Raw genomic sequence first — 22,447 nt, forward strand, 5'->3', positions numbered from 1 at the left:
AAGGAGAAGAACGATTATGGTTGAGTTATATGGAGATGAACGTTTAGATTATCTATTAGCCGATGAGGAAATGCGCATTATTCAAAGTCCATCTGTCTTTTCCTTTTCATTGGATGCTGTGCTTTTATCTCACTTTGCTTATGTCCCAATTCGTAAAGGCAACTTGGTTGATTTATGTTCAGGAAACGGTGTAATCCCACTGTTTTTATCTAAACGAACAAAGGGAAAAATCATTGGTGTAGAAATTCAAGAGCGGCTACATAGTATGGCACAAAGAAGTATTGCGTATAATCAGCTGGATGGGCAGATTAAAATGATACATGGTGATTTAAAAAATGCACCTCAAGAACTGGGTTATGGAAAATATGATGTTGTAACATGTAATCCTCCTTATTTCACCACATCCAATAAAGAAGAAATAAATGAAAACGAACACTTTGCAATCGCTCGCCACGAAATTCATTGTTCGTTGGAAGATGTGATTAGAGCCAGTAGTCAACTAGTTAAGCAAGGCGGAAAAGTAGCATTGGTTCACCGTCCAGGGAGACTATTAGATATCGTTACGTTAATGAGGCAATACCGTTTAGAGCCAAAGAGACTTCAGTTTGTCTATCCTAAAGATGGGAAAGAAGCAAATACACTTTTAATTGAAGGTACGAAGGATGGAAGTCCAGATTTAAAGATTCTTCCTCCGCTGGTGGTCTACCAAGATAATGATGAATACACGGACGAATTAAAAAGGATTTTATATGGAACAGAATAATCATTATTTTTATGTAGTTGAATGCAAGGACTGTACGTATTACGCTGGTTACACGAATAATTTGCAAAAACGTATTTCTGTCCATAATGAAGGGAAAGGGGCAAAATATACGAGAGCAAGAAGGCCTGTTTCATTAATTTGGCATGAGGTGTTTACTTCTAAAACAGAAGCTATGCAAAAAGAGTATTGGTTCAAACAGTTAAGCAGAATGCAAAAACAGGCTTACATTCGAAGGGAGCAAGAAAAGCAGAATGAAATCACAAAAAAGTTATGATGTATCGAATGAACGAGGCGTTTTATATTTAGTTCCCACTCCTATTGGAAACTTAGAGGATATGACATTTCGTGCGATTCGAATTTTAAAAGAAGTTGATTATATTGCCGCAGAAGATACGAGACAAACGAAAAAACTATGTAACCACTTTGAAATCGATACGCCTATTACAAGTTATCATGAACATAATAAACATACAAAAAGTGAACAGCTGTTAAGCGACTTGGACAGTGAAAAAAATATTGCTTTAGTAAGCGACGCGGGTATGCCCTGTATTTCAGATCCTGGTTATGAGTTAGTGGTAGCTGCCGTTAAAGAAGGATATACGGTTGTTCCGCTGCCGGGGCCTAACGCAGCATTAACAGCTTTAATTGCTTCTGGTCTACCTACAGGGCAGTTTTATTTCTATGGATTTTTAAACAGAAATAAAAAACAGCGTAAAGAACAGCTTCAAGAGCTTCAGTATATTAAAGAAAGCATGATATTTTATGAAGCCCCTCATCGATTAAAAGAAACGCTAAAGAGTATAGAAGAAATTTTAGGGAACCGATCTATTGTGTTATGTAGAGAGTTAACCAAACGCTATGAAGAATTTTTAAGAGGAAGCGTATTAGAAGCAATTGAATGGACAAATGCCACAGATATTAGAGGGGAATTCTGCTTAATTCTTGAAGGGACAAATGAAGAAGCGCCAGATGAAAGTAATCTATGGTGGGAACAGCTCACCATTATCGAGCACGTTGATCACTATGTAGAAGAAGGACTTTCAAACAAAGAAGCGATTAAGCAAGTGGCAAAAGACCGAGATGTATCAAAACGAGACATTTATAGTGAATATCACGTACATTAAAAAAAGCTGTCTATCATAGACAGCTTTTCGTTTTATTTAGAAGCTTGTAAAGAATCTTGAAGTTCTTTCATGATTTGTTCTGCACCTTCACGGCTTAGAATTAATTTGCCGCTAGCAAGTTGAATGTTATCATCAGATACTTCACCTGTTACTTGGCAAGTCATGTTTGGTTTATATTTTTTTAAGATGATGCGCTCTTCATCTACATAGATTTCTAGAGCATCTTTCTCTGCAATTCCTAATGTACGACGTAATTCAATTGGAATTACTACGCGTCCTAATTCATCAACTTTACGAACAATACCTGTAGATTTCATGTTAATCGTTCTCCTCTCAATGATCATTTTTCTATGTTATTACTTTCGTCATTATTCGACAATTTCAACGTACTTTCATAATACCAGCGTTTCCAAAACTAGTCAATCATTTTATATGTAAAAAAATGTAGCTGGGAAAAAATTTTTTCCCCGACTCGTTTAGAAGCTAATTGTGACCGTCAGTCAAGGAATGACAAGGGGTTTCATTGGAAAAAAGATTAATCGCCTAAATAGCTTGATATTAACTATTTTGAAGATAGGGTAAATATAATTCGACATAAAACGACAAAATTAGACCTATTTGTCGTTTTTATCAAAGTGACTTTTTGAATGGGGGTATATTTTTTATAAAAATAGGGCGAAGCTGATACAATTAACAGGATTATTTTTTGGGAAAATAACGATTATTTAAAAATGAAGTGAATCCGTCATATTCCCGTGTATATAGGAAGAGAATGTTTTGAAATTATCATGTAAAATAGTATGATAGATAGTAGAATAAGAAGACAGGGTTTATATGATTACATCCATATAAATCAAAATGTTGAAATGGAATGTTGGAGGTTATGAACATGGCAGATGGAAATAATACATTTTACATTACTACGCCGATTTATTATCCGAGTGGTAAATTACATATAGGGCACGCATACACGACGGTAGCGGGAGATGCAATGGCTCGTTATAAACGTTTGAGAGGGTTTGACGTACGTTATTTAACAGGTACGGATGAACATGGTCAAAAAATTCAGCGAAAAGCAGAAGAGAAAAACGTGACACCTCAGCAATACGTAGATGATATTGTCTCTGGAATCAAAGAGCTGTGGGATAAGATGGATATTTCGTATGACGATTTTATCCGTACAACAGAACCAAGACATAAAGAAATCGTGGAAAAGATTTTCGCGCGCCTTTTAGAACAGGGTGATATTTATCTTGATGAGTATGAAGGTTGGTATTCAGTTCCCGATGAGACGTACTATACAGAGCATCAACTAGTAGATCCAATCGTTGAAAATGGAAAAGTTGTAGGTGGGAAAAGCCCGGATAGCGGACACCCTGTAGAGCTCGTTCGAGAAGAGTCCTATTTCTTTAAAATGGGGAAATACGTAGATCGTTTACTAGCTTTTTATGAAGAGAACCCTTCATTTATTCAACCGGAGTCTCGTAAAAACGAAATGATCAATAATTTTATTAAGCCGGGTCTTGAAGACTTAGCTGTTTCTCGTACGACGTTTGATTGGGGGGTAAAAGTTCCAGGTAACCCAAAACACGTTATTTACGTATGGATTGATGCGCTTTCTAACTATATCACCTCTCTTGGGTATGATACTGAAAATGATGAAAACTATCGAAAATACTGGCCGGCTAACGTACATTTAGTAGGAAAAGAAATCGTACGTTTCCATACCATTTATTGGCCAATCATGTTGATGGCACTTGATTTGCCACTTCCTAAGAAAGTATTTGCTCACGGCTGGTTATTAATGAAAGATGGAAAGATGTCGAAGTCAAAAGGGAATGTAGTAGACCCAGTGACATTGATTGACCGCTATGGGTTAGATGCCCTTCGTTACTACTTGCTTCGTGAAGTTCCATTCGGTTCAGACGGTGTATTCACACCAGAAGCGTTTGTTGAACGTATTAACTTTGACTTAGCAAATGACCTTGGCAACCTAGTTAACCGTACAGTGGCGATGATTAATAAGTATTTTGATGGTGTTATTCCGACTTATGAAGGAAATGTAACCGAGTTTGATGCACTTATCGTACAAGCTCAAAAAGATACAGTGAATAAATATGAAGAAGCGATGGAGGATATGGAGTTTTCAGTGGCTCTTGCTTCTATCTGGCAATATGTAAGCCGCACGAATAAATACATTGATGAAACGCAGCCTTGGGCGTTAGCAAAAGATGAGAATAAGCGTGCAGAACTTGCTTCCGTTATGACACATCTAGCTGAATCAATTCGTCACATTGCGGTATTACTACAGCCGTTCTTAACACGTACACCTGAGAAAATTTTTGCTCAGATCGGTGTAAAAGAAGATGTGTTAAAAACGTGGGAAAGCACGACGCGCTTTAATATGCTTAAAGAAGGCACAAAAGTAGAAAAAGGTGAGCCAATGTTCCCTCGTCTAGATCGAGAAGAAGAGGTAGCGTTTATTAAAGAGCAGATGCAAGGAAGTGCTCCGAAGGAAGAAAAACCTGTTGTGAAGGAAGAGCCTTCTGAAGAGATTACGATTGATGATTTCATGAAAGTAGAGCTTCGTGTAGCGCAAGTTACGCAAGTAGAACCAGTTAAGAAGGCAGATAAACTATTAAAGCTGCAGCTTGATCTTGGCTATGAAAAACGCCAAGTTGTATCAGGTATTGCCAAGTTTTATAAGCCTGAAGAATTAGTAGGTCGCAAAGTAATTTGTGTAACCAACTTAAAACCTGTAAAATTGCGCGGCGAACTATCACAAGGAATGATTTTAGCCGGTGAAGATGAGAATGGTCTTTCACTAGCAAGCGTAGATCAAAACTTAGCAAACGGCACGAAGATAAAATAAGTATAGTTAAAAGGGGTGTTTCACGTGTAACATGCGAGGACCCCCTTTTATTCATGGAAAGGATCGATTAGATGTTATTTGATACACATGTTCATTTAAACGCAGAACAGTATGAAGACGATTTGCAAGAAGTAATTAATCGCGCGTTAGAAAAAGGTGTTCAAAACATGGTGGTTGTTGGATTTGATGAACCTACCATTAAAAAAGCTATTCAAATAGCTGAAACGTACGACTTTATCTATGCTAGTGTAGGCTGGCATCCAGTAGATGCAATTGATATGACGGATGAGCATTTAGCTTGGATTGAAGAGTTAGCTCAGCATCCGAAAGTTGTGGCTTTAGGAGAGATGGGATTAGACTATCATTGGGATAAATCACCTAAAGAGGTTCAAAAGGACGTATTTCGCCGTCAAATTCGCTTAGCGCGCAAAGTGAATTTACCTATCATTATTCATAATCGTGATGCCACCGAAGACGTGGTAACCATTTTAAAAGAAGAGCACGTAGAGGAAGTAGGCGGGATTATGCATTGCTTCACGGGCAGTATTGAAGTAGCGAAGCAGTGTATGGATATGAATATGTATATTTCTTTTGGTGGACCTGTTACTTTTAAAAATGCAAAAAAACCAAAAGAAGTTGCTGCAGAACTTCCTTTAGATAAACTATTAATTGAAACAGACTGTCCTTATCTAACTCCTCATCCATTCCGCGGCAAGCGCAATGAACCTGGTTATGTGTCATACGTAGCGGAGCAAATTGCAGAGTTAAAAGGCATAACGTATGAAGAGTTGGCTGATATTACAACAGCTAACGCTAAAAAGCTATTTGGCATTAATGATTAAAACTTTTTCTCATATAACAATCATTTTCGTGTTAAAGTAAAGATAGGCGCAGAGGAGAATGTTATCCTCTGCCTTTTTCAGTTAAAATAACAGATAGATGCTTTTTAATTTAGTTGATAATAAGATAAAACGTTGATTTCATAGAAGAAAAATGATGTGAGTAACGAGCATTTCATTTTTACTGAAAAGCAAATGAACAAAACTGAATGTTTTGGAGGAAGAAATGAAGATTAAAGAAATTATTGTAGTAGAAGGTCGGGACGATACCGTAGCGATTAAACGTGCAGTGGATGCGGATACTATCGAGACAAATGGATCAGCTGTAAATGAAGAAACCATTGAAAAAGTAAAATTAGCTCAAAAAACAAGAGGCGTAATTATTTTTACAGATCCAGATTATCCAGGACAGCGAATTCGAAATATTGTTTCAGAACGTGTTCCAGGATGTAAACATGCATTTTTAGATAAAGAAGAGGCTCGCCCTAAAAACGGCAAAGGTATTGGAGTTGAACATGCTTCTATTGCGTCTATTCAAAAAGCACTAAAAGATGTAAAGCAAGAGTGGGTAGAAGCAGATATGGAGATTTCTCAAGAGGATTTAATCGTAGCTCGTTTGGTAGGAGATAGTAAAGCCAAGTCTCGACGTGAAAGAATAGGAAAGTTATTAAAAATAGGCTATGCCAATGGAAAGCAGCTTCATAAACGATTACAGATGTTCCAAATTTCAAAAGAGGAGTTTATCAAAGCTGTTGAGCAGATAAATAAGGAGGAAAAGGAATCGTGTTAAAAGATATTGCAACGCCTAATCGAACCAAGGAAATTTTAAAGAAATACGGTTTTACATTTAAAAAGAGTTTGGGACAAAATTTTTTAATTGATACGAACATTTTACATCGCATTGTTGATCATGCAGAAATAACAGAAGAAACGGGAGCAATTGAAATTGGACCCGGTATCGGAGCGTTAACTGAACAGCTAGCAAAGCGCGCAAAAAAAGTACTGGCATTTGAAATCGACCAGCGTCTGCTTCCGATTTTAGCCGACACTCTTTCTCCTTACCCAAATGCAAAAGTTATTCATCAAGATGTGTTAAAAGCGGATTTAAAAGAGACGCTCGAACAAGAATTCGAAAACATAGAAGATTTAATGGTCGTTGCGAATTTACCGTATTACGTGACGACACCCATTTTGATGAAATTATTAGAAGAGCAAATTCCGGTACGGGGAATCGTTGTTATGCTTCAAAAAGAAGTTGCCGACCGTATAGCAGCTAAACCGGGAACAAAGGAGTACGGTTCACTTTCTATTGCGATTCAATACTATACAGAGGCTGAGACGGTTATGATTGTGCCTAAAACAGTATTTAATCCGCAGCCTAATGTAGATTCAGCTGTTATTCGGCTGCTGAGAAGACCGAAGCCAGCGGTAGAAGTACAAGATGAAGCATTCTTCTTCCAAGTTGTACGAGCAAGTTTTGGACAGCGCCGAAAAACTATTTTAAACAATCTAGTGAACAACTTGCCAAATGGGAAACAGAAAAAAGCGGACATTGAGCAAGCACTTGCAACTGCTGAAATTGATCCGAAAAGAAGAGGCGAAACGCTGTCTATTCAAGAATTCGGAGCGTTAAGTGACCAACTTTTAAAATCATTTCGCTAAATCATCACATTTTTATCATGAAGTCATAGGCTATGAAGAGAATTTATTTTTGAAGTAGCAAAGACGGAGTGAAGCATATGAACATCAAAATTGGTGATATAGTTACACGACCTTCTTATCAAAGAGATTTGCTTTTTCGTGTTATAGCTATTAATGACAGCGAAGCGGGGAAATATGCGACTTTAATAGGAGAAGACGTTCGGTTGATTGCCGACGCTCCTTGTACAGATTTAGAGGTTGTGGATGCTAAAGAACAGGATCAAAGAAAAAAACAAGAAGAAGAACTTTTAGAAAGATCCTTGGAGCTTATTCAACAGGATTATCGGCTCGTTCGAGAGAAAACTGAATATAGCATGACTAATGGATACAGCCATTCACATCGCTTGTTTCAAATTCCTGGAAAGGTCCTGCACGTAGACGGAGACCCTAATTATTTACGTAAATGTTTATTAGTTTACGAAAAAATTGGTGTTCCTGTTTATGGTGTTCATTGCGTAGAGTCAGAGATGCCGGAGAAAGTTGGAAAGTTAATTGAGGATGTAAGGCCTGATATTCTGGTGCTGACAGGGCATGATGCTTATTCCAAAGGAAAAGGAAATAAGGATGATCTTCTTGCTTATAGACATTCCAAGCACTATATTCGAACAGTCCAAGAAGCAAGAAAAAGAGTTGGTAATTTAGATCAGCTGGTGATTTTTGCAGGTGCCTGTCAATCGCATTTTGAATTATTGATTCAAGCTGGAGCAAACTTTGCTAGTTCACCTTCGCGTGTAAATATTCATGCGCTTGACCCCGTGTATGTAGTAGCAAAACTAAGTTTTACTCCTTTCACGGATCGTATTAATGTATGGGACGTCTTACGTAATACATTAACGGGTGCTAAAGGTTTAGGAGGAGTAGAAACAAAAGGGCTGCTTCGCACGGGCATGCCTTATGAAAGCGATGAGTAGAAATAAAAACAACTGGTTACAGCATGTACACGCATGATGTGCAACCAGTTGTTTTTTCGTATGAAGCCAAAGTATACGCTGAATTTCACAAAATCATTTTCAATATTTGCTAAAGATATACATATTTCGTTAAAAAACGAGCATACTAACAGCGAAATGTAGATTCATGTTGAAAATTATTTATTGACACAATTAGAGATAGATTGTTATAATTTTATGTTTTTGACTATTTTTCTAACATGTGTTACACTATACATAGTGAGGTGGACCAATATGGCGAAAACTTTGTCTGATATTAAGCAAGCGCTGGATTTGCACCTAGGCCAACGATTAACTTTAAAAGCAAACGGTGGTCGTAGAAAAACAGTAGAACGTTCAGGTGTATTAACAGAAACGTACCCATCTGTTTTTATCGTTGAATTAGATCAAGAGGAAAACTCTTTGGAGCGCGTTTCGTATAGTTACGCAGATGTGTTAACGGAAACAGTGCAACTAAAATTTTTCTAAGAATGACATAGGCAATATAGCAAGTGGTGATGAGCAGTGGACATTGGTTTACTGCTTTTTTATTGGTCTTTTTTTCAAATTATATATACATTATTTTTTATACATACTATACATATCGTCCTCGCATTTTCATGTATAAAGAGCGAGGAGATTCAGGTTGAAATTTCATTTTATACGTAAAGGAGCCATGTACAATGTCAAGGCGTAGAGGGATTATGTCATCGAAGCTGAAAGAAGAACTGGCTAAAGAACTTGGTTTTTACGATACTGTACAAGCAGAAGGTTGGGGCGCTATTCGGGCAAAAGACGCAGGCAATATGGTGAAGCGAGCAGTGGAGCTTGCACAGCAGCAGCTAAGGCAATAGTGAAAATCAATGCTTATGCGATTATTTAAAGTGAAATGAGGAAAACCGAAGTGTATAACCGCTTCGGTTTTTTTGTCCCAAAATGAAAGATAAAACAGAGGATTAAACAAAGATGTTTAAATGAACAGCTATATCTTGTTCATTTTATGATAAAATAGCGTTAAACTCGATAAGATGAAGTAGGTGAAGTAAGTTGAAATTAATGGTGAAAGCACCGGCTAAAATAAATTTGTCACTTGATGTGTTACATAAACGCCCAGATGGTTACCATGAAGTTAAGATGATTATGACAACAATTGATTTAGCGGACAGAATTGAACTTTCTGATCGTGAAGATGGACGAATTGTTATTTATTCTCATAATCGCTTTGTTCCAGATGACCAGCGAAATCTTGCTTATCAGGCAGCGCAGATTTTGAAGCGACGTTATAACATTTCAAAAGGTGTAAATATATTAATTGATAAACATATTCCAGTAGCTGCTGGATTAGCTGGAGGCAGCAGTGACGCGGCTGCTACATTACGCGGTTTAAATACGTTATGGGAATTAGGGTTATCATTAGACACACTTGCAGAAATAGGGGCTGAGATTGGCTCTGACGTATCTTTTTGCGTGTACGGAGGGACAGCTCTTGCTACAGGGCGCGGAGAGATTGTAGAGCATATTGAGGCACCTCCAAGCTGCTGGGTGATTTTGGCTAAGCCTGAAATAGGTGTTTCTACAGCAGATGTATATCGAAACTTAAAAATTGAGGAAATGGATCATCCTAAAGTAGATGAGATGGTTCACGCCATACAATCAGGAAATTATGATCAAATGTGTAGCCTTGTCGGAAATGTATTGGAAGCAGTAACGCTGAAAATGCATCCGGAAGTAGCTCTCATTAAAGAACAAATAAAGCGTTTTGGCGCCGATGCTGTACTCATGAGCGGCAGTGGGCCAACTGTATTTGGACTTGTACAGCATGATTCACGTATGCATCGCATTTATAATGGATTACGTGGCTTTTGTGATAAAGTTTATGCAGTTAGGTTACTAGGTGAACGAATAACGCTTGAATAAATCCGTATGTTAATGTTATATTTACATTACAATATTCGGATTTTCAGGAGGATGTTATGAAGTTTCGACGTAGTGGACGATTAATTGATATGACCAACTATTTCATTCAAAACCCTCAGCGCCTTATCCCTCTTACGTATTTTGCAGATAAATATGATTCCGCAAAATCATCTATTAGCGAAGATATGGCGATTATTAAACAAACTTTTGAACAGCAGGGTATCGGAACTTTGGTTACGCTACCAGGGGCTGCCGGCGGAGTTAAATTCATTCCAAAGATGACGAATGAAGAAGCCGGTCAGCTTGTTCAAGAATTATGTGGGTTGATTGAAAAACCTGAGCGTTTATTGCCAGGTGGATATTTATATTTAACTGATATTTTAGGGAACCCCCGCGTTGTGAATAAAATCGGTCGCTTGTATGCATCGCTTTTTGCTAACCGCAAAATCGATGTGGTGATGACTGTAGCAACAAAAGGTATTCCTATTGCGTATGCGGTTGCTCAGTATTTAGACGTGCCCGTTGTTATTGTGCGCAGAGACAGTAAAGTAACTGAAGGATCGACCGTTAGTATTAACTACGTGTCAGGTTCATCTAAGCGCATTCAAACGATGCTGTTAGCTAAGAGAAGTTTAGCGGTGGGGTCAAATGTACTCATCATTGATGACTTCATGAAAGCCGGCGGTACGGTAAATGGAATGGTTAGTTTGCTTGAAGAGTTTGATGCAACTGTTGCTGGTATTGGAGTTTTAGTAGAATCAGAAGATATTGAAGAACGTTTAGTGGATGAGTATGTGTCTCTTGTACAATTAACAGATGTAAATATTAAAGATAAACAAATTCGTGTACAGGAAGGCAATTACTTAAAATATATTTGATCAAGTAAGGGAGAGGAACATATGTTACAGGTTCAAACAAAAAATGCACCGCAAGCTATTGGTCCATATTCACAGGGAATTGTTGTGAATAACTTGTTTTACAGTTCAGGTCAAATTCCACTTCGTCCAGATGGTACGTTGGTCGAAGGCGATGTTCAAGTACAAGCTACTCAAGTATTTGAAAATCTAAAAGCAGTTCTTGAAGAAGCAGGAGCTTCTCTAAATACAGTTGTAAAGGCAACCGTGTTCATTAAAGATATGAACGACTTCGCAGCATTAAATGAAGTCTATGGTGACTACTTCGGCGACCATAAGCCGGCACGTTCATGTGTAGAAGTAGCGAGACTACCTAAAGATGTACTTGTTGAAATTGAAGTTATTGCGCTTGTTAAAGGGTAATTAAATTAACAAATTTCTAACAAAAAGCAAGTAACTTCCAATTGTTCACTTTTTTTGCGAAAATTTTCTAAAAATTTTTTCTGAATAGCAGGAAAACACAAAATTCTGTGGAATTAAGTATGTAAAGCTTCGCATAGAAAAAGGTGGTGAACAAGATGGAAGTAACTGACGTAAGATTACGCCGCGTGAACACTGAAGGACGTATGAGAGCGATTGCTTCAATCACATTAGATGGTGAATTTGTTGTTCATGATATTCGTGTGATTGATGGTAATAATGGCTTATTTGTAGCCATGCCAAGTAAACGTACACCGGATGGTGAGTTCCGTGATATTGCACATCCAATCAATTCAAATACTCGCGGAAAGATTCAAGATGCTGTTTTAGCAGAATATCATCGTTTAGGTGAGGTAGAAGTTGAATTCGAAGAAGCGGGTGCTTCGTAAACATATGATACATTAAGAGTCTACTGAAAAGTAGGCTCTTTTCTTTTTGATTACCGCTTATATAATTTCACACCTTTGTAAAACTTTAGCATTACCAAAAAATAAAATTCATGACTTATAAATGATTCCTTGAAATGCTGTCATTTTTGATATAATATTCTTAATGGATAAAAAGGTAAAATTGGAGGCCTGTTATGTCAAAAAGATATGCAGTCATATTGGCAGCTGGTCAGGGTACACGTATGAAGTCATCTTTATATAAAGTGTTACACCCTGTGTGTGGCAAACCGATGGTGCAACACGTAATTGATCAGTTATCACGCTTAGATTTAACAAATTTAATTACAGTTGTAGGTCACGGTGCCGAAAAAGTGAAATCACATGTTGGAGATAAAAGCTTATTTGCTTTACAAGAAGAGCAGTTAGGAACAGCTCATGCAGTAATGCAAGCAGAATCTTTACTTGCACATGAAAAAGGTACGACAATTGTTGTATGTGGAGATACTCCGCTTATTACAGCTGAAACAATTGAATCTTTATTAAAGCATCATGAAGCAACAAATGCAATGGCAACTATTTTAACGGCTCATGCAGAAGATCCAACAGGATATGGACGCATCATTCGAAATGAACAAGGCTCTGTTGAAAAGATTGTTGAGCATAAAGATGCCACAGAACAAGAGCGTCTTGTACAGGAAATTAATACTGGTACGTACTGTTTTGATAATGAGAAATTATTTGAGACACTTTCAAAAGTTTCAAATGATAATGTACAGGGAGAGTACTATTTACCTGATGTTATCGAAATTCTAAAAAATGAAGGTCAAATTATTTCTGCATATCAAACATCCGATTTTGCTGAAACATTGGGCGTTAATGATCGATTTGCTCTGTCTCAAGCAGAAGAAACAATGAAAAAGCGTATCAACAAGCAGCATATGTTAAATGGAGTGACGATTGTGGATCCTTCTAACACGTACATTTCAGCAGATGCTGTCATTGGCAGAGATACGGTTATTTATCCTGGTACGGTTATTCAAGGAACAGTTGTAATTGGAGAGAACTGTGAAGTAGGACCTAACAGTGAAATTAAAGACTGCAAAATAGGTAATAATACTTCTATTCGCCATTCTGTTGCTCACGATAGTGAAATTGGTCACGAAGTCACAATTGGCCCATTTGCACATATTCGTCCTCAATCATTAATTGGAGATGAAGTGCGCGTAGGAAACTTTGTAGAAATTAAAAAAGCATCTTTTGGCAAAGGTAGCAAAGCTTCTCATTTAAGTTATATTGGAGACGCAGAGGTCGGAAAAGGTGTAAACTTAGGGTGCGGATCTATTACAGTTAACTACGATGGGAAAAATAAATTTTTAACAAAGATTGAAGATGGGGCATTCGTAGGATGTAACTCAAACTTAATTGCACCTGTAACAATTGGTGAAGGCGCCTATGTTGCAGCTGGTTCAACCGTAACGGATAATGTGCCAGGAAAAGCATTATCAATTGCTCGTGCGAAACAAGTAAATAAAGAAAACTATGCTGAAAAGCTTGATATTAATAAAAAATCCTGACGGAGGTTTCACAATAAAATGTCAAATGTATATGCTGATGAAAATTTAAAGTTATTTACGCTAAATTCAAACAAGGCTTTAGCTGAAGAGATCGCAAAAGTAATTGGTGTGGAATTAGGTAAATGTTCGGTTGATCGTTTCAGTGACGGTGAAATTCAAATTAACATTGAAGAAAGTATCCGTGGTTGTGATGTATTTATCATTCAATCAACAAGTGCTCCAGTTAACGAACACTTAATGGAATTATTAATTATGATTGATGCATTAAAACGTGCATCAGCTAAAACAATTAACATCGTTATGCCTTACTATGGCTATGCTCGTCAGGATCGTAAAGCTCGTGCACGTGAACCAATCACTGCCAAATTAGCAGCAAATATCATTGAAAAAGCGGGAGCTACTCGTATTATCACATTAGATTTACATGCTCCTCAAATTCAAGGTTTCTTCGATATTCCAATTGACCATTTAGTAGGTGTTCCAATTTTAGGTGAATACTTCAAGAGTAAAAACCTTGATGACGTTGTTGTTGTATCTCCGGACCACGGTGGCGTAACGCGTGCTCGCCGTTTAGCGGAACGTCTAAAAGCGCCGATCGCTATCATTGACAAACGTCGCCCACGTCCAAACGTAGCAGAAGTTATGAACATTGTTGGACAAGTGGAAGGGAAAACAGCAATCTTGATTGATGACATGATTGATACAGCTGGTACAATTACAATTGGTGCAAGTGCATTAATTGAAGCAGGTGCAAAAGAAGTATATGCTTGTTGTACACACCCAGTTCTTTCAGGCCCTGCGATTGAGCGTATTCAAAATTCTACAATCAAAGAGCTAGCTGTAACAAACTCTATTGCTTTAACAGAAGATAAGAAAATTGGTAAAGTAACAGAACTTTCGGTAGCTCCGTTAATTGGTGAAGCGATTATTCGTGTTCACGAAGAGCAATCAGTTAGTACGTTATTTGATTGATAAACAGAACCTCTTTCCATTTGGAAAGAGGTTTTTTTGAAAAAAATTAAATGGGCTAATCCTTGGTTTTAAAGGGATTTGGACGGGATGAGCAAAGATATATTGCTGATTGAAACGAGTTTTATGTTTAGCAGCCTTCTAAAAAGGGTACATTTTAAGTAGAAAACATACTGGAAGGTGAATAAAATGAGTATTTCAATTCAAGCAAATAAAAGAACGGATTTCAAAAATTCTACAAATAGAAAAATTCGCGACGAAGGAAACTTCCCAGCGGTTGTTTACGGAAATAAAACAGAATCCACGCCTATTTACTTAAACAGTGCTGATTTTATTAAGACTATTCGTGAAGCAGGACGCAATGGAGTGTTAACATTACAAGTGGACAAGCAAAAATATTCCGTAATGTTACATGATATTCAAACCGATCCATTAAAAAACGAAATTGTCCACGCCGATTTCCAAGTGGTCGACATGAAGAAAGAAATTGATACTGAAGTTTCTTTATCTCTAGTAGGAGAAGCAAAAGGAACAAAAGAAGGCGGCGTATTACAGCAGTCTCTATATGAAATTTCATTAAAAGGCTTGCCGCAAGATATCCCATCATCTATTGATGTAGATGTATCAGATTTGGGAATTAACGATACAATTACAGTAGGGGATATTAAGGTAGATAAAAAGCTAGAAATTACGCATGATGCAGAAGATACAGTTGCTTCTGTACTACCTCCTCAACAGGAAGAAGAGCCGGATAGCGGCGAAGTTCAGGATGCTGAAGGCGACGTTGAAGCAACAAAAGAAAAAGATAGCGAAGAATAATATAAAAAGACGTAACCAAAAGGTTACGTCTTTTTGTGTGAATTGATTATAATAAAAGTGATACTATATAGTAATGTAAAACATTAAAGACATTTACCTATTATGTACAACTTACATAGAGTGGAAAGGAGTATCTATTTTGAAATTAATCGTTGGTTTAGGGAATCCTGGAAAAGAATATGACCGTACTCGTCATAACATAGGATTTATGGCAATTGATAAAATTGCCGAACAGTTTATGATTTCATTAGATAAAACAAAGTTTAACGGAATATATGGAACAGGTATAATAAGAGGAGAAAAAGTCATATTATTAAAGCCTCTAACATATATGAATTTATCAGGAGAAAGTATTCGCCCGTTAATGGACTATTTTGATATAGACGTCGAAGACTTGCTTGTTATTTACGATGACTTAGATTTACCGTGCGGAAAAGTAAGATTGCGTACAAAAGGAAGTCCAGGCGGCCATAACGGAATAAAATCAATTATTCAGCATTTAAAAACCCAAGAGTTTAACCGAATTCGTATTGGGATTGATCGTCCGAAAAACGGTATGAAAGTAGTTGACTATGTACTAGGGCGCTTTACAGAAGATGAAATGGTTCATATGGAAGAAGCGATGAAAACGTCTGTGCACGCGAGTGAAGACTTTTTAGGTCAAACGTTCTTAGAAGTAATGAATCGCTATAATTAAGCAGAATAAAATTTCTCTCAATCGTCCATACTAACACTAAAAGATTTGGGAGGATTTGTATGTCTATTCATTATTTCTGTAGACATTGTGGCGCAAAAGTCGGTATGATAGAAAAGACAGCTCACAATACAGAAGCACTCGGTTTTAATCACCTGACCGCAGATGAACGAAAAGACTTTATTCACTACCATAATAGTGGAGACATCGTGGTTAAAATTATTTGTGAAGACTGTCAAGAAGCGCTAGAACGAAATCCAGACTATCATCAGTACGAAACATTTATACAATAAAAAGCTTTGGTCTCAAACCAAAGCGTTTTTCTGTTTAGTTTAGACATATCATGGGAGGAGGGAATTCCTTTGCGAGGGATTAGACAGCAATTTGAAGAAAATAAAGAAATTGGAGCTGTTGTCAGCAGTTTAGAAGAAGGTTTGAAAGAACAGTTAGTAACGGGAATTTCCGGTTCAGCTCGATCTGTATTAATGGCACTCTTAAATGAGGATAAAAAATACCCCTTATTAGTAGTGACTCATAATTTATATCAAGCCCAAAAAGTGTATGAAGACCTTTTGCACCTTTTACCGGAAAAAGACGTTTTCTTATACCCTGTTAACGATTTAGTTGCTACAGAAGTGGGGATTGCAAGTCCAGAATTAAAGGCTCAGCGAATTGAAGTACTCAATTATTGGAGTCAACATACAGGTGGAGTAGTTGTAACGCCGCTTGCAGGGATTCGAAAGCTGCTACCTCCTAAAGCAAGATGGGAGCAAACGCAGCTGCCGTTTCAAATGGGAATTGACATCGACGTTGATCATTATTTAAAAAGGTTAGTTGAGTTGGGCTATGAGCGGGCATCGATGGTTTCAGCTCCGGGTGAGTTTAGTGTGCGCGGAGGAATAATTGACATCTATCCGTTAACAGAAGAGTTACCTGTCCGAATTGAACTATTTGATACAGAGATTGATTCCATTCGTACTTTTACAATTGAGGATCAACGCTCTCAAGAGCAGTTAAAAGAAATTTCAATCGGCCCTGCTACGGAAATCATTGTGAGCCAAAATGAAGTGGCCCAAGGAATTGAAGAACTAGAAGCACAGCTGGCTTCGACGCTGCAGCAAGTGAAAAACGCAGCGCTAAAAGCTACCTTAACAGAAAATATTAAAGGTGAAATCGAACAGCTGCGTCAAGGTCAACTTCTTGAAAATATGTTCAAGTATTTATCATTCTTTTACGAATCGCCTGCTAGTTTACTAGATTATTTACCAGAAGGTGGCCTTGTCATCTTTGATGAAACAACTCGAATTCAAGAGACGTCTGATCAGCTTGAAACAGAGGAAGCTGAATGGATAACAGAATTATTAGGACAGGGGCAAATTGTTCGAGATGTTCAATTATCTCATAAGCTCCCATCTCTTATTCAGCGAGCAAAACATCAGTTTTTATACTTATCGTTATTTTTGAAGCACGTATCGTATACGAGTCCGCAAAATATTATTAATATTTCATGTAAGCAGATGCAGCAGTTTTACGGCCAAATGAACTTATTAAAAAGTGAAATTGAACGTTGGAAAAATGCTAATTATACGGTAGTCCTCTTAGGAGCAGATAAAGAGCGCGTGAAAAAACTCGAAGGGGTGCTAGCAGATTATGATATTGATTCATCTATTTTAGATGGAAATGGTCAGCTTGTGCCAGGTCTTGTTCAAATTATTGAAGGCGATTTACAAATGGGCTTTGAACTGCCGATGCAAAAATTAGCAGTTTTAACCGAGGAAGAATTGTTTAAAAAACGGATCAAGAAATCAAAGCGTCGTCAAAAGCTTTCCAATGCAGAGCGTATTAAAAGCTATTCAGAGTTAAACGTAGGTGACTATGTCGTTCACGTGAACCACGGTATTGGCCGTTATTTAGGAATGGAAACGTTAGAGATTAACGGTAATCATAAAGATTATATCCATATCAAATATGAAGGCTCTGACAAGCTGTACGTTCCTGTTGAACAGATTGATCAAGTACAAAAATATGTAGGCTCTGAAGGGAAAGAGCCGAAAGTATATAAACTTGGCGGAAATGACTGGAAGAAAGTGAAACGAAAAGTTGAGTCTTCTGTTCAAGACATCGCTGATGACTTAATTAAACTGTATGCAGAGCGCGAAGCAAGTAAAGGTTATGCATTTTCCCCGGATGGCGATTTACAGAGAGAATTTGAAACAGCTTTCCCTTATCAAGAAACCGAAGATCAGCTTCGTTCTGTACAAGAAATTAAAAAGGATATGGAACATGAAAGACCAATGGATCGTCTGCTTTGTGGAGACGTTGGATACGGAAAAACAGAAGTAGCCATTCGTGCTGCGTTTAAAGCTGTGACAGATGGAAAACAAGTGGCTATTTTAGTACCAACCACTATTTTAGCTCAGCAGCATTATGAAACCATCCGTGAGCGTTTTCAAGACTACCCAATTAATATTGGGCTATTGAGCCGCTTTCGCAGCCGTAAACAGCAGCAGGAAACAATTAAAGGGCTAAAAAATGGGACCGTAGATGTAGTGATTGGTACACATCGTTTACTATCTAAAGATGTGATTTATAAGGATTTAGGGTTGTTAGTTATCGATGAAGAGCAACGTTTTGGTGTAACGCACAAGGAAAAAATCAAGCAAATGAAAGCAAACGTTGATGTCCTTACACTTACAGCAACACCTATTCCACGAACATTACATATGTCTATGTTGGGTGTAAGGGATTTGTCTGTTATTGAAACGCCGCCTGAAAATCGTTTTCCGGTTCAAACATATGTAGTGGAGTATAATCCAGTTCTAGTTCGTGAAGCGATTGAGCGTGAGTTAGCGCGTGATGGCCAAGTTTACTTTTTATATAATCGCGTAGAAGATATTGAACGAAAAGCAGAAGAAATTTCGATGCTCGTGCCTGATGCTAGGGTAACGTATGCCCACGGAAAAATGAATGAAACAGAACTCGAAGCGGTTATCTTAAGCTTTTTAGAAGGCGAATATGACGTGATTGTGAGTACAACTATTATCGAAACAGGAGTAGATATTCCAAATGTAAATACGCTCATTGTTAACAATGCTGATAAGATGGGATTATCACAACTGTATCAATTAAGAGGACGCGTAGGTCGTTCAAATCGCGTGGCATATGCGTACTTTACGTATCATAAAGACAAAGTACTGACAGAAGTAGCTGAAAAGCGTCTGCAAGCTATTAAGGAATTTACTGAATTAGGTTCTGGTTTTAAAATTGCTATGCGTGATCTTTCAATACGTGGCGCCGGAAACCTACTGGGTGCTCAGCAGCATGGATTTATCGATTCTGTCGGTTTCGATCTCTATTCACAAATGCTTAAAGAAGCGATAGAGGAAAGACGCGGGTCTGACGGAGAAAGTGTGAAATTTAATGTGGAAATGAATCTGGACTTAGACGCGTATATCCCTGATCAGTACATTACAGACGGCCGCTTGAAAATTGAGATGTATAAGCGCTTTAGAGGAATTGAAGCACTAGAGGATATTCAAGAATTGCAAGATGAAATGATTGATCGTTTTGGGGAGTATCCGGCTGAGGTTGAGTACTTGTTTAAAGTAGCTGAAACAAAAGTATATGCAACGCAGAACCTAGTAGAATCTATTCTTCAGTCAAAACAAGAAATTTCTATTCTGCTTTCTGAAGAAGCGAGCTCAACGATAGACGGCCAAAAATTATTCATGCTAGGTGATCAATTTGGCAGAATGGTCAGCTTAGGTATGGAAGGCAAGAAAGTAAAATTAGTGGTTAACGTAAAAGGACTTGCTCAAAAAGAATGGCTCAATATTGTGTATCAGTTAGTAAAAGGAGTAGCCACTGTTAAAAAAGAACAAGTTACGAATTAAAAAGAAGGCTCATTTTTGAGCCTTCTTTTTATATAGCCGAAATAAAAATGTCCAAATCCCCATGTTTTGGCGGTTTTTTGGACATTTTTTTAATAAAAGCACACTTTTTAACAAAAAAAGAGATGGTTGGTGAATAGAAGTTGTAGAGTGAAGAATACTAACCTCAACAAAGGTGAACCTTTTATCATATAGCCATCAGTGATATTCACCAACTATTTTAATCATCATATGAAAGAGAGGCTTCAATGAATGAAAGCAACAGGTATTGTTCGTCGTATTGATGATTTGGGTCGCGTTGTGATTCCAAAAGAAATTAGAAGAACACTTCGCATCCGAGAGGGAGACCCGCTAGAGATTTTCGTCGATCGCGATGGAGAAGTTATTTTAAAGAAATATTCGCCAATTAGTGAATTAGGAGATTTTGCAAAAGAGTATGGCGAAGCGCTATACGATAGCTTAGGTCATCCTGTACTTATTTGTGACCGCGATGTATTTATTGCGGTAGCAGGAAGCTCTAAAAAAGAATACTTAAATAAAAACATTAGTTCTTTAGTAGAATCTGTTATGGAAAGTCGCAGTTCTTCTTTAGTAACTGATGGGAAAAACCTTGAATTTGTCGATGGATACGAAGAAAATATTTCTTCTTACACAATCGGTCCGATTATTGCAAATGGAGATCCGATTGGAGCTGTTGTCATCTTCTCAAAAGAGAAGTCTCTTGGTGAAGTAGAGCATAAAGCAGCCGAAACAGCAGCTAGCTTCTTATCTCGTCAAATGGAGCAGTAAGCGTAATTATCTTTATTTTACATTATTTACTGAAAAGGTAGCAGTTTCTGCTACCTTTTTTCATGCTGTCTTACCTTAGAAATAAAGAGAACATGATATAATGGTACGGTATTTTATTTATTGGAAAGTGCAGGATGTTTTATAAGAACAAAGCGCTATTCTTCTACAGTTAGCGGCTCATAAAAAGCGTTGTTCACATAATTACAAGCTGCAGGTGAAAGGTGTAGGAATGCAGAAACAATCAAAGCTCTATTCTATTTTTAACGGCGCGATTATTTTAACGCTCGCAGGTTTATTTACGAAAATCTTAAGTGCTACTTACCGTATTCCATATCACCATATTGCGGGAGATATAGGGTTTTATATCTATCAGCAAGTTTATCCGCTATATGGAATTGCGCTACAGCTAGGTACATACGGTTTCCCTGTAATTATTTCAAAGTTAGTAGCCGATTATGTGGCAACAAATCGGAGAAAGGAAATCCGAGGAATACTTCAAGTTTCATTTGCTTTTTTGTTTGTAGTAGGCTGCATAATGTTTTCCCTCCAATATATCTTTGCAGAAACGATTGCCGAGTGGATGGGAGATCGTCAGTTAACGCTTCTCATTCAAATTATTTCATTTTCGTTTTTACTTATTCCGTTTATTGCTGTCATTCGTGGTTATTATCAAGGATTATATAATATGTTTCCTACTGCGTTGTCTCAAATCGCAGAACAAATTGTTCGAGTAGGGACTATTTTGTGCCTATCTATTTTCTTTATCCACCATGGGTATGGTCCTTATACTGCAGGAGCAGGAGCTATTTTTGGTTCCATAACAGGCGGTATAACATCTCTTATTATTTTATGTTTATTTGTTTTTAGAACAAAGACAAATTCTAAGGGAGTATTTCAACGCATAAAAAAAGCAGACATCAAAAAAGTAGTGAAAATCCTTATTATTCAAGGTTTATTAATTTGTATCAGCGCTATGGGTCTGCTGTTTATTCAGCTTATTGATTCCTTTACATTATATTCCGGTCTGACGGCGCATGGCATGGCTGAACAGGCAGCAAAAGTTTCAAAAGGTATTTATGACCGTGGACTTCCGTTGATTCAATTAGGTACAGTAGTAGGTACAGCTTTTTCACTTTCACTTGTACCCGTTATTTCTTCAGCCATTGCGAAAAAGAACTTGTCATTTGTGCTTGAAAAAGTTCAGCTGTCTCTCCGACTATCGCTTGTAGTCGGAGTTGGAGCAGCCTTTGGCTTGATTGCGCTGATGAAACCCATTAATATGCTTTTATATAGTAACTCCGACGGAACGGACGTTTTACAAATTTTGAGCTTGTTAGTTATATTTACAACCGTAGCAGCAACTGCTGGAGCTGTGCTTCAGGGGATGGGAGCTGTTTTCGCACCTGTAATAGCCGTCATCGCTGGCATGACGGTTAAACTGATATTGAATCTTTGGCTAATACCAGATTTTCAAACCATAGGAGCAGCCATTGCTTCCTCAGCTGGATTCGCTATTGTTGCAGCAATCAATCTATTTTGTCTGTATAAAAAGCTAGCTGTATCGCTCGTTCCGAAAAAGGCGAGTGGAGGTATTTTTATAACGGGCATAGCAATGGTCATTCTTTTGCAAAGCTATTTATTTTGTTTACATCACTTTGTATGGTCTAATGGTTTAGATACAAGCAAACAAGTGGTTGAAACAGGATCTGGTGTTTTAATAGGCGGTTTGTTTTATTTGTTTATCATTATGAAACAACATATTTTTACCGAAGAGGAATTACGTTTACTTCCAATGGGAAGTGTTTTAGCTAAATACGTATTAAAAAATAAATAAGAAGGTGAAG

At 37.6% G+C, this 22,447-nt stretch carries 23 protein-coding genes; 22 read left to right on the forward strand and 1 reads right to left on the reverse strand.

From position 1 onward, the window contains the following. The first annotated feature begins 16 nt into the window (after positions 1-16). From CEQ83_RS00185 to rsmI, 3 genes are read left to right on the forward strand one after another with little or no spacing between them, the layout of a single operon-like run. A complete protein-coding gene (locus tag CEQ83_RS00185) occupies positions 17-763 on the forward strand; it encodes a tRNA1(Val) (adenine(37)-N6)-methyltransferase (protein WP_028412633.1) in 747 nt (248 codons plus the stop codon). Further along, positions 750-1,037 (forward strand): GIY-YIG nuclease family protein, encoded by a 288-nt coding sequence (locus CEQ83_RS00190; protein WP_098113851.1) that lies wholly within the window; start codon positions 750-752, stop codon positions 1,035-1,037. The genes CEQ83_RS00185 and CEQ83_RS00190 overlap by 14 nt, the downstream gene beginning before the upstream one ends. Further along, the gene (rsmI, locus tag CEQ83_RS00195) at positions 1,015-1,887 is read left to right on the forward strand and encodes a 16S rRNA (cytidine(1402)-2'-O)-methyltransferase (RefSeq protein ID WP_016762698.1); all 873 of its coding nucleotides are present in this window, start codon (positions 1,015-1,017) and stop codon (positions 1,885-1,887) included. The genes CEQ83_RS00190 and rsmI overlap by 23 nt, the downstream gene beginning before the upstream one ends. A gap of 32 nt (positions 1,888-1,919) precedes the next feature. On the opposite strand, the gene CEQ83_RS00200 is transcribed toward rsmI, so the two are convergent. Next, positions 1,920-2,210, reverse strand: a complete 291-nt coding sequence (locus CEQ83_RS00200) for a transition state genes transcriptional regulator AbrB (protein ID WP_170836841.1) — start codon at positions 2,208-2,210, stop codon at positions 1,920-1,922. A gap of 566 nt (positions 2,211-2,776) precedes the next feature. Between CEQ83_RS00200 and metG the strand changes: the two genes are divergently transcribed. From metG to CEQ83_RS00295, 19 genes are all read left to right on the forward strand, one after another. Next, positions 2,777-4,759 (forward strand): methionine--tRNA ligase, encoded by a 1,983-nt coding sequence (metG, locus tag CEQ83_RS00205; RefSeq protein WP_028412634.1) that lies wholly within the window; start codon positions 2,777-2,779, stop codon positions 4,757-4,759. A 71-nt stretch (positions 4,760-4,830) separates the two neighbouring features. Beyond that, positions 4,831-5,601 (forward strand): TatD family hydrolase, encoded by a 771-nt coding sequence (locus CEQ83_RS00210; RefSeq protein ID WP_028412635.1) that lies wholly within the window; start codon positions 4,831-4,833, stop codon positions 5,599-5,601. A gap of 223 nt (positions 5,602-5,824) precedes the next feature. Then, entirely contained in the window at positions 5,825-6,388 is a 564-nt protein-coding gene (rnmV, locus tag CEQ83_RS00215) for a ribonuclease M5 (protein ID WP_028412636.1), read from the forward strand. After that, positions 6,382-7,260 (forward strand): 16S rRNA (adenine(1518)-N(6)/adenine(1519)-N(6))-dimethyltransferase RsmA, encoded by an 879-nt coding sequence (gene rsmA, locus CEQ83_RS00220; protein WP_028412637.1) that lies wholly within the window; start codon positions 6,382-6,384, stop codon positions 7,258-7,260. Before rnmV ends, rsmA begins: the two co-directional genes overlap by 7 nt. Before the next feature lie 77 nt (positions 7,261-7,337). Then, positions 7,338-8,210 carry a sporulation peptidase YabG gene (yabG, locus tag CEQ83_RS00225; RefSeq protein ID WP_028412638.1) on the forward strand — a complete coding sequence of 291 codons (873 nt, stop codon included), beginning with the start codon at positions 7,338-7,340 and terminating at the stop codon, positions 8,208-8,210. A 273-nt stretch (positions 8,211-8,483) separates the two neighbouring features. Next, positions 8,484-8,717: a biofilm formation stimulator Veg gene (gene veg, locus CEQ83_RS00230; RefSeq protein WP_013054859.1), complete on the forward strand. Its 234-nt coding sequence runs from the start codon at positions 8,484-8,486 to the stop codon at positions 8,715-8,717. Positions 8,718-8,911: 194 nt separating this feature from the next. Continuing rightward, the gene (locus CEQ83_RS00235; RefSeq protein ID WP_016762700.1) at positions 8,912-9,082 is read left to right on the forward strand and encodes a small, acid-soluble spore protein, alpha/beta type; all 171 of its coding nucleotides are present in this window, start codon (positions 8,912-8,914) and stop codon (positions 9,080-9,082) included. 193 nt (positions 9,083-9,275) lie between these two features. Beyond that, on the forward strand, positions 9,276-10,145 hold the full coding sequence (gene ispE / locus CEQ83_RS00240) for a 4-(cytidine 5'-diphospho)-2-C-methyl-D-erythritol kinase (RefSeq protein WP_013054861.1): 870 nt from the start codon (positions 9,276-9,278) through the stop codon (positions 10,143-10,145). Positions 10,146-10,201: 56 nt separating this feature from the next. Continuing rightward, complete coding sequence (gene purR, locus CEQ83_RS00245) at positions 10,202-11,023, forward strand: pur operon repressor (protein WP_013054862.1); 822 nt, start codon at positions 10,202-10,204, stop codon at positions 11,021-11,023. Between the two features lie 21 nt (positions 11,024-11,044). Next, complete coding sequence (locus CEQ83_RS00250; RefSeq protein ID WP_013054863.1) at positions 11,045-11,422, forward strand: RidA family protein; 378 nt, start codon at positions 11,045-11,047, stop codon at positions 11,420-11,422. Positions 11,423-11,577: 155 nt separating this feature from the next. Further along, positions 11,578-11,868: a septation regulator SpoVG gene (spoVG, locus tag CEQ83_RS00255; RefSeq protein ID WP_013054864.1), complete on the forward strand. Its 291-nt coding sequence runs from the start codon at positions 11,578-11,580 to the stop codon at positions 11,866-11,868. 194 nt (positions 11,869-12,062) lie between these two features. After that, positions 12,063-13,442: a bifunctional UDP-N-acetylglucosamine diphosphorylase/glucosamine-1-phosphate N-acetyltransferase GlmU gene (glmU, locus tag CEQ83_RS00260; protein WP_028412639.1), complete on the forward strand. Its 1,380-nt coding sequence runs from the start codon at positions 12,063-12,065 to the stop codon at positions 13,440-13,442. An 18-nt stretch (positions 13,443-13,460) separates the two neighbouring features. Continuing rightward, positions 13,461-14,414, forward strand: coding sequence for a ribose-phosphate diphosphokinase (locus CEQ83_RS00265; protein ID WP_014462059.1), 954 nt, complete (start codon positions 13,461-13,463; stop codon positions 14,412-14,414). Positions 14,415-14,600: 186 nt separating this feature from the next. Further along, on the forward strand, positions 14,601-15,230 hold the full coding sequence (locus tag CEQ83_RS00270) for a 50S ribosomal protein L25/general stress protein Ctc (RefSeq protein ID WP_028412640.1): 630 nt from the start codon (positions 14,601-14,603) through the stop codon (positions 15,228-15,230). A 139-nt stretch (positions 15,231-15,369) separates the two neighbouring features. After that, positions 15,370-15,927, forward strand: coding sequence for an aminoacyl-tRNA hydrolase (pth, locus tag CEQ83_RS00275; RefSeq protein ID WP_028412641.1), 558 nt, complete (start codon positions 15,370-15,372; stop codon positions 15,925-15,927). A gap of 59 nt (positions 15,928-15,986) precedes the next feature. Then, positions 15,987-16,217: an anti-sigma-F factor Fin gene (locus tag CEQ83_RS00280; RefSeq protein WP_013054869.1), complete on the forward strand. Its 231-nt coding sequence runs from the start codon at positions 15,987-15,989 to the stop codon at positions 16,215-16,217. A 69-nt stretch (positions 16,218-16,286) separates the two neighbouring features. Next, entirely contained in the window at positions 16,287-19,817 is a 3,531-nt protein-coding gene (gene mfd / locus CEQ83_RS00285) for a transcription-repair coupling factor (RefSeq protein ID WP_028412642.1), read from the forward strand. 249 nt (positions 19,818-20,066) lie between these two features. Further along, positions 20,067-20,603, forward strand: coding sequence for a stage V sporulation protein T (gene spoVT, locus CEQ83_RS00290; RefSeq protein WP_028412643.1), 537 nt, complete (start codon positions 20,067-20,069; stop codon positions 20,601-20,603). Positions 20,604-20,832: 229 nt separating this feature from the next. Further along, entirely contained in the window at positions 20,833-22,437 is a 1,605-nt protein-coding gene (locus CEQ83_RS00295) for a putative polysaccharide biosynthesis protein (protein ID WP_028412644.1), read from the forward strand. Positions 22,438-22,447 lie beyond the last annotated feature (10 nt).

This window comes from Priestia megaterium (assembly GCF_009497655.1).
In the GTDB taxonomy this organism is placed as follows: domain Bacteria; phylum Bacillota; class Bacilli; order Bacillales; family Bacillaceae_H; genus Priestia; species Priestia zanthoxyli.

Coding starts and splice junctions, on each gene's coding strand:
- CEQ83_RS00210 (WP_028412635.1), top strand. CDS start 4,831: ATGTTATTTGATACACATGTTCATTTAAACGCAGAACAGTATGAAGAC.
- CEQ83_RS00185 (WP_028412633.1), top strand. CDS start 17: ATGGTTGAGTTATATGGAGATGAACGTTTAGATTATCTATTAGCCGAT.
- purR (WP_013054862.1), top strand. CDS start 10,202: ATGAAGTTTCGACGTAGTGGACGATTAATTGATATGACCAACTATTTC.
- veg (WP_013054859.1), top strand. CDS start 8,484: ATGGCGAAAACTTTGTCTGATATTAAGCAAGCGCTGGATTTGCACCTA.
- yabG (WP_028412638.1), top strand. CDS start 7,338: ATGAACATCAAAATTGGTGATATAGTTACACGACCTTCTTATCAAAGA.
- CEQ83_RS00295 (WP_028412644.1), top strand. CDS start 20,833: ATGCAGAAACAATCAAAGCTCTATTCTATTTTTAACGGCGCGATTATT.
- CEQ83_RS00190 (WP_098113851.1), top strand. CDS start 750: ATGGAACAGAATAATCATTATTTTTATGTAGTTGAATGCAAGGACTGT.
- spoVT (WP_028412643.1), top strand. CDS start 20,067: ATGAAAGCAACAGGTATTGTTCGTCGTATTGATGATTTGGGTCGCGTT.
- CEQ83_RS00235 (WP_016762700.1), top strand. CDS start 8,912: ATGTCAAGGCGTAGAGGGATTATGTCATCGAAGCTGAAAGAAGAACTG.
- metG (WP_028412634.1), top strand. CDS start 2,777: ATGGCAGATGGAAATAATACATTTTACATTACTACGCCGATTTATTAT.
- CEQ83_RS00270 (WP_028412640.1), top strand. CDS start 14,601: ATGAGTATTTCAATTCAAGCAAATAAAAGAACGGATTTCAAAAATTCT.
- rsmI (WP_016762698.1), top strand. CDS start 1,015: ATGAAATCACAAAAAAGTTATGATGTATCGAATGAACGAGGCGTTTTA.
- glmU (WP_028412639.1), top strand. CDS start 12,063: ATGTCAAAAAGATATGCAGTCATATTGGCAGCTGGTCAGGGTACACGT.
- CEQ83_RS00265 (WP_014462059.1), top strand. CDS start 13,461: ATGTCAAATGTATATGCTGATGAAAATTTAAAGTTATTTACGCTAAAT.
- rnmV (WP_028412636.1), top strand. CDS start 5,825: ATGAAGATTAAAGAAATTATTGTAGTAGAAGGTCGGGACGATACCGTA.
- CEQ83_RS00280 (WP_013054869.1), top strand. CDS start 15,987: ATGTCTATTCATTATTTCTGTAGACATTGTGGCGCAAAAGTCGGTATG.
- CEQ83_RS00250 (WP_013054863.1), top strand. CDS start 11,045: ATGTTACAGGTTCAAACAAAAAATGCACCGCAAGCTATTGGTCCATAT.
- spoVG (WP_013054864.1), top strand. CDS start 11,578: ATGGAAGTAACTGACGTAAGATTACGCCGCGTGAACACTGAAGGACGT.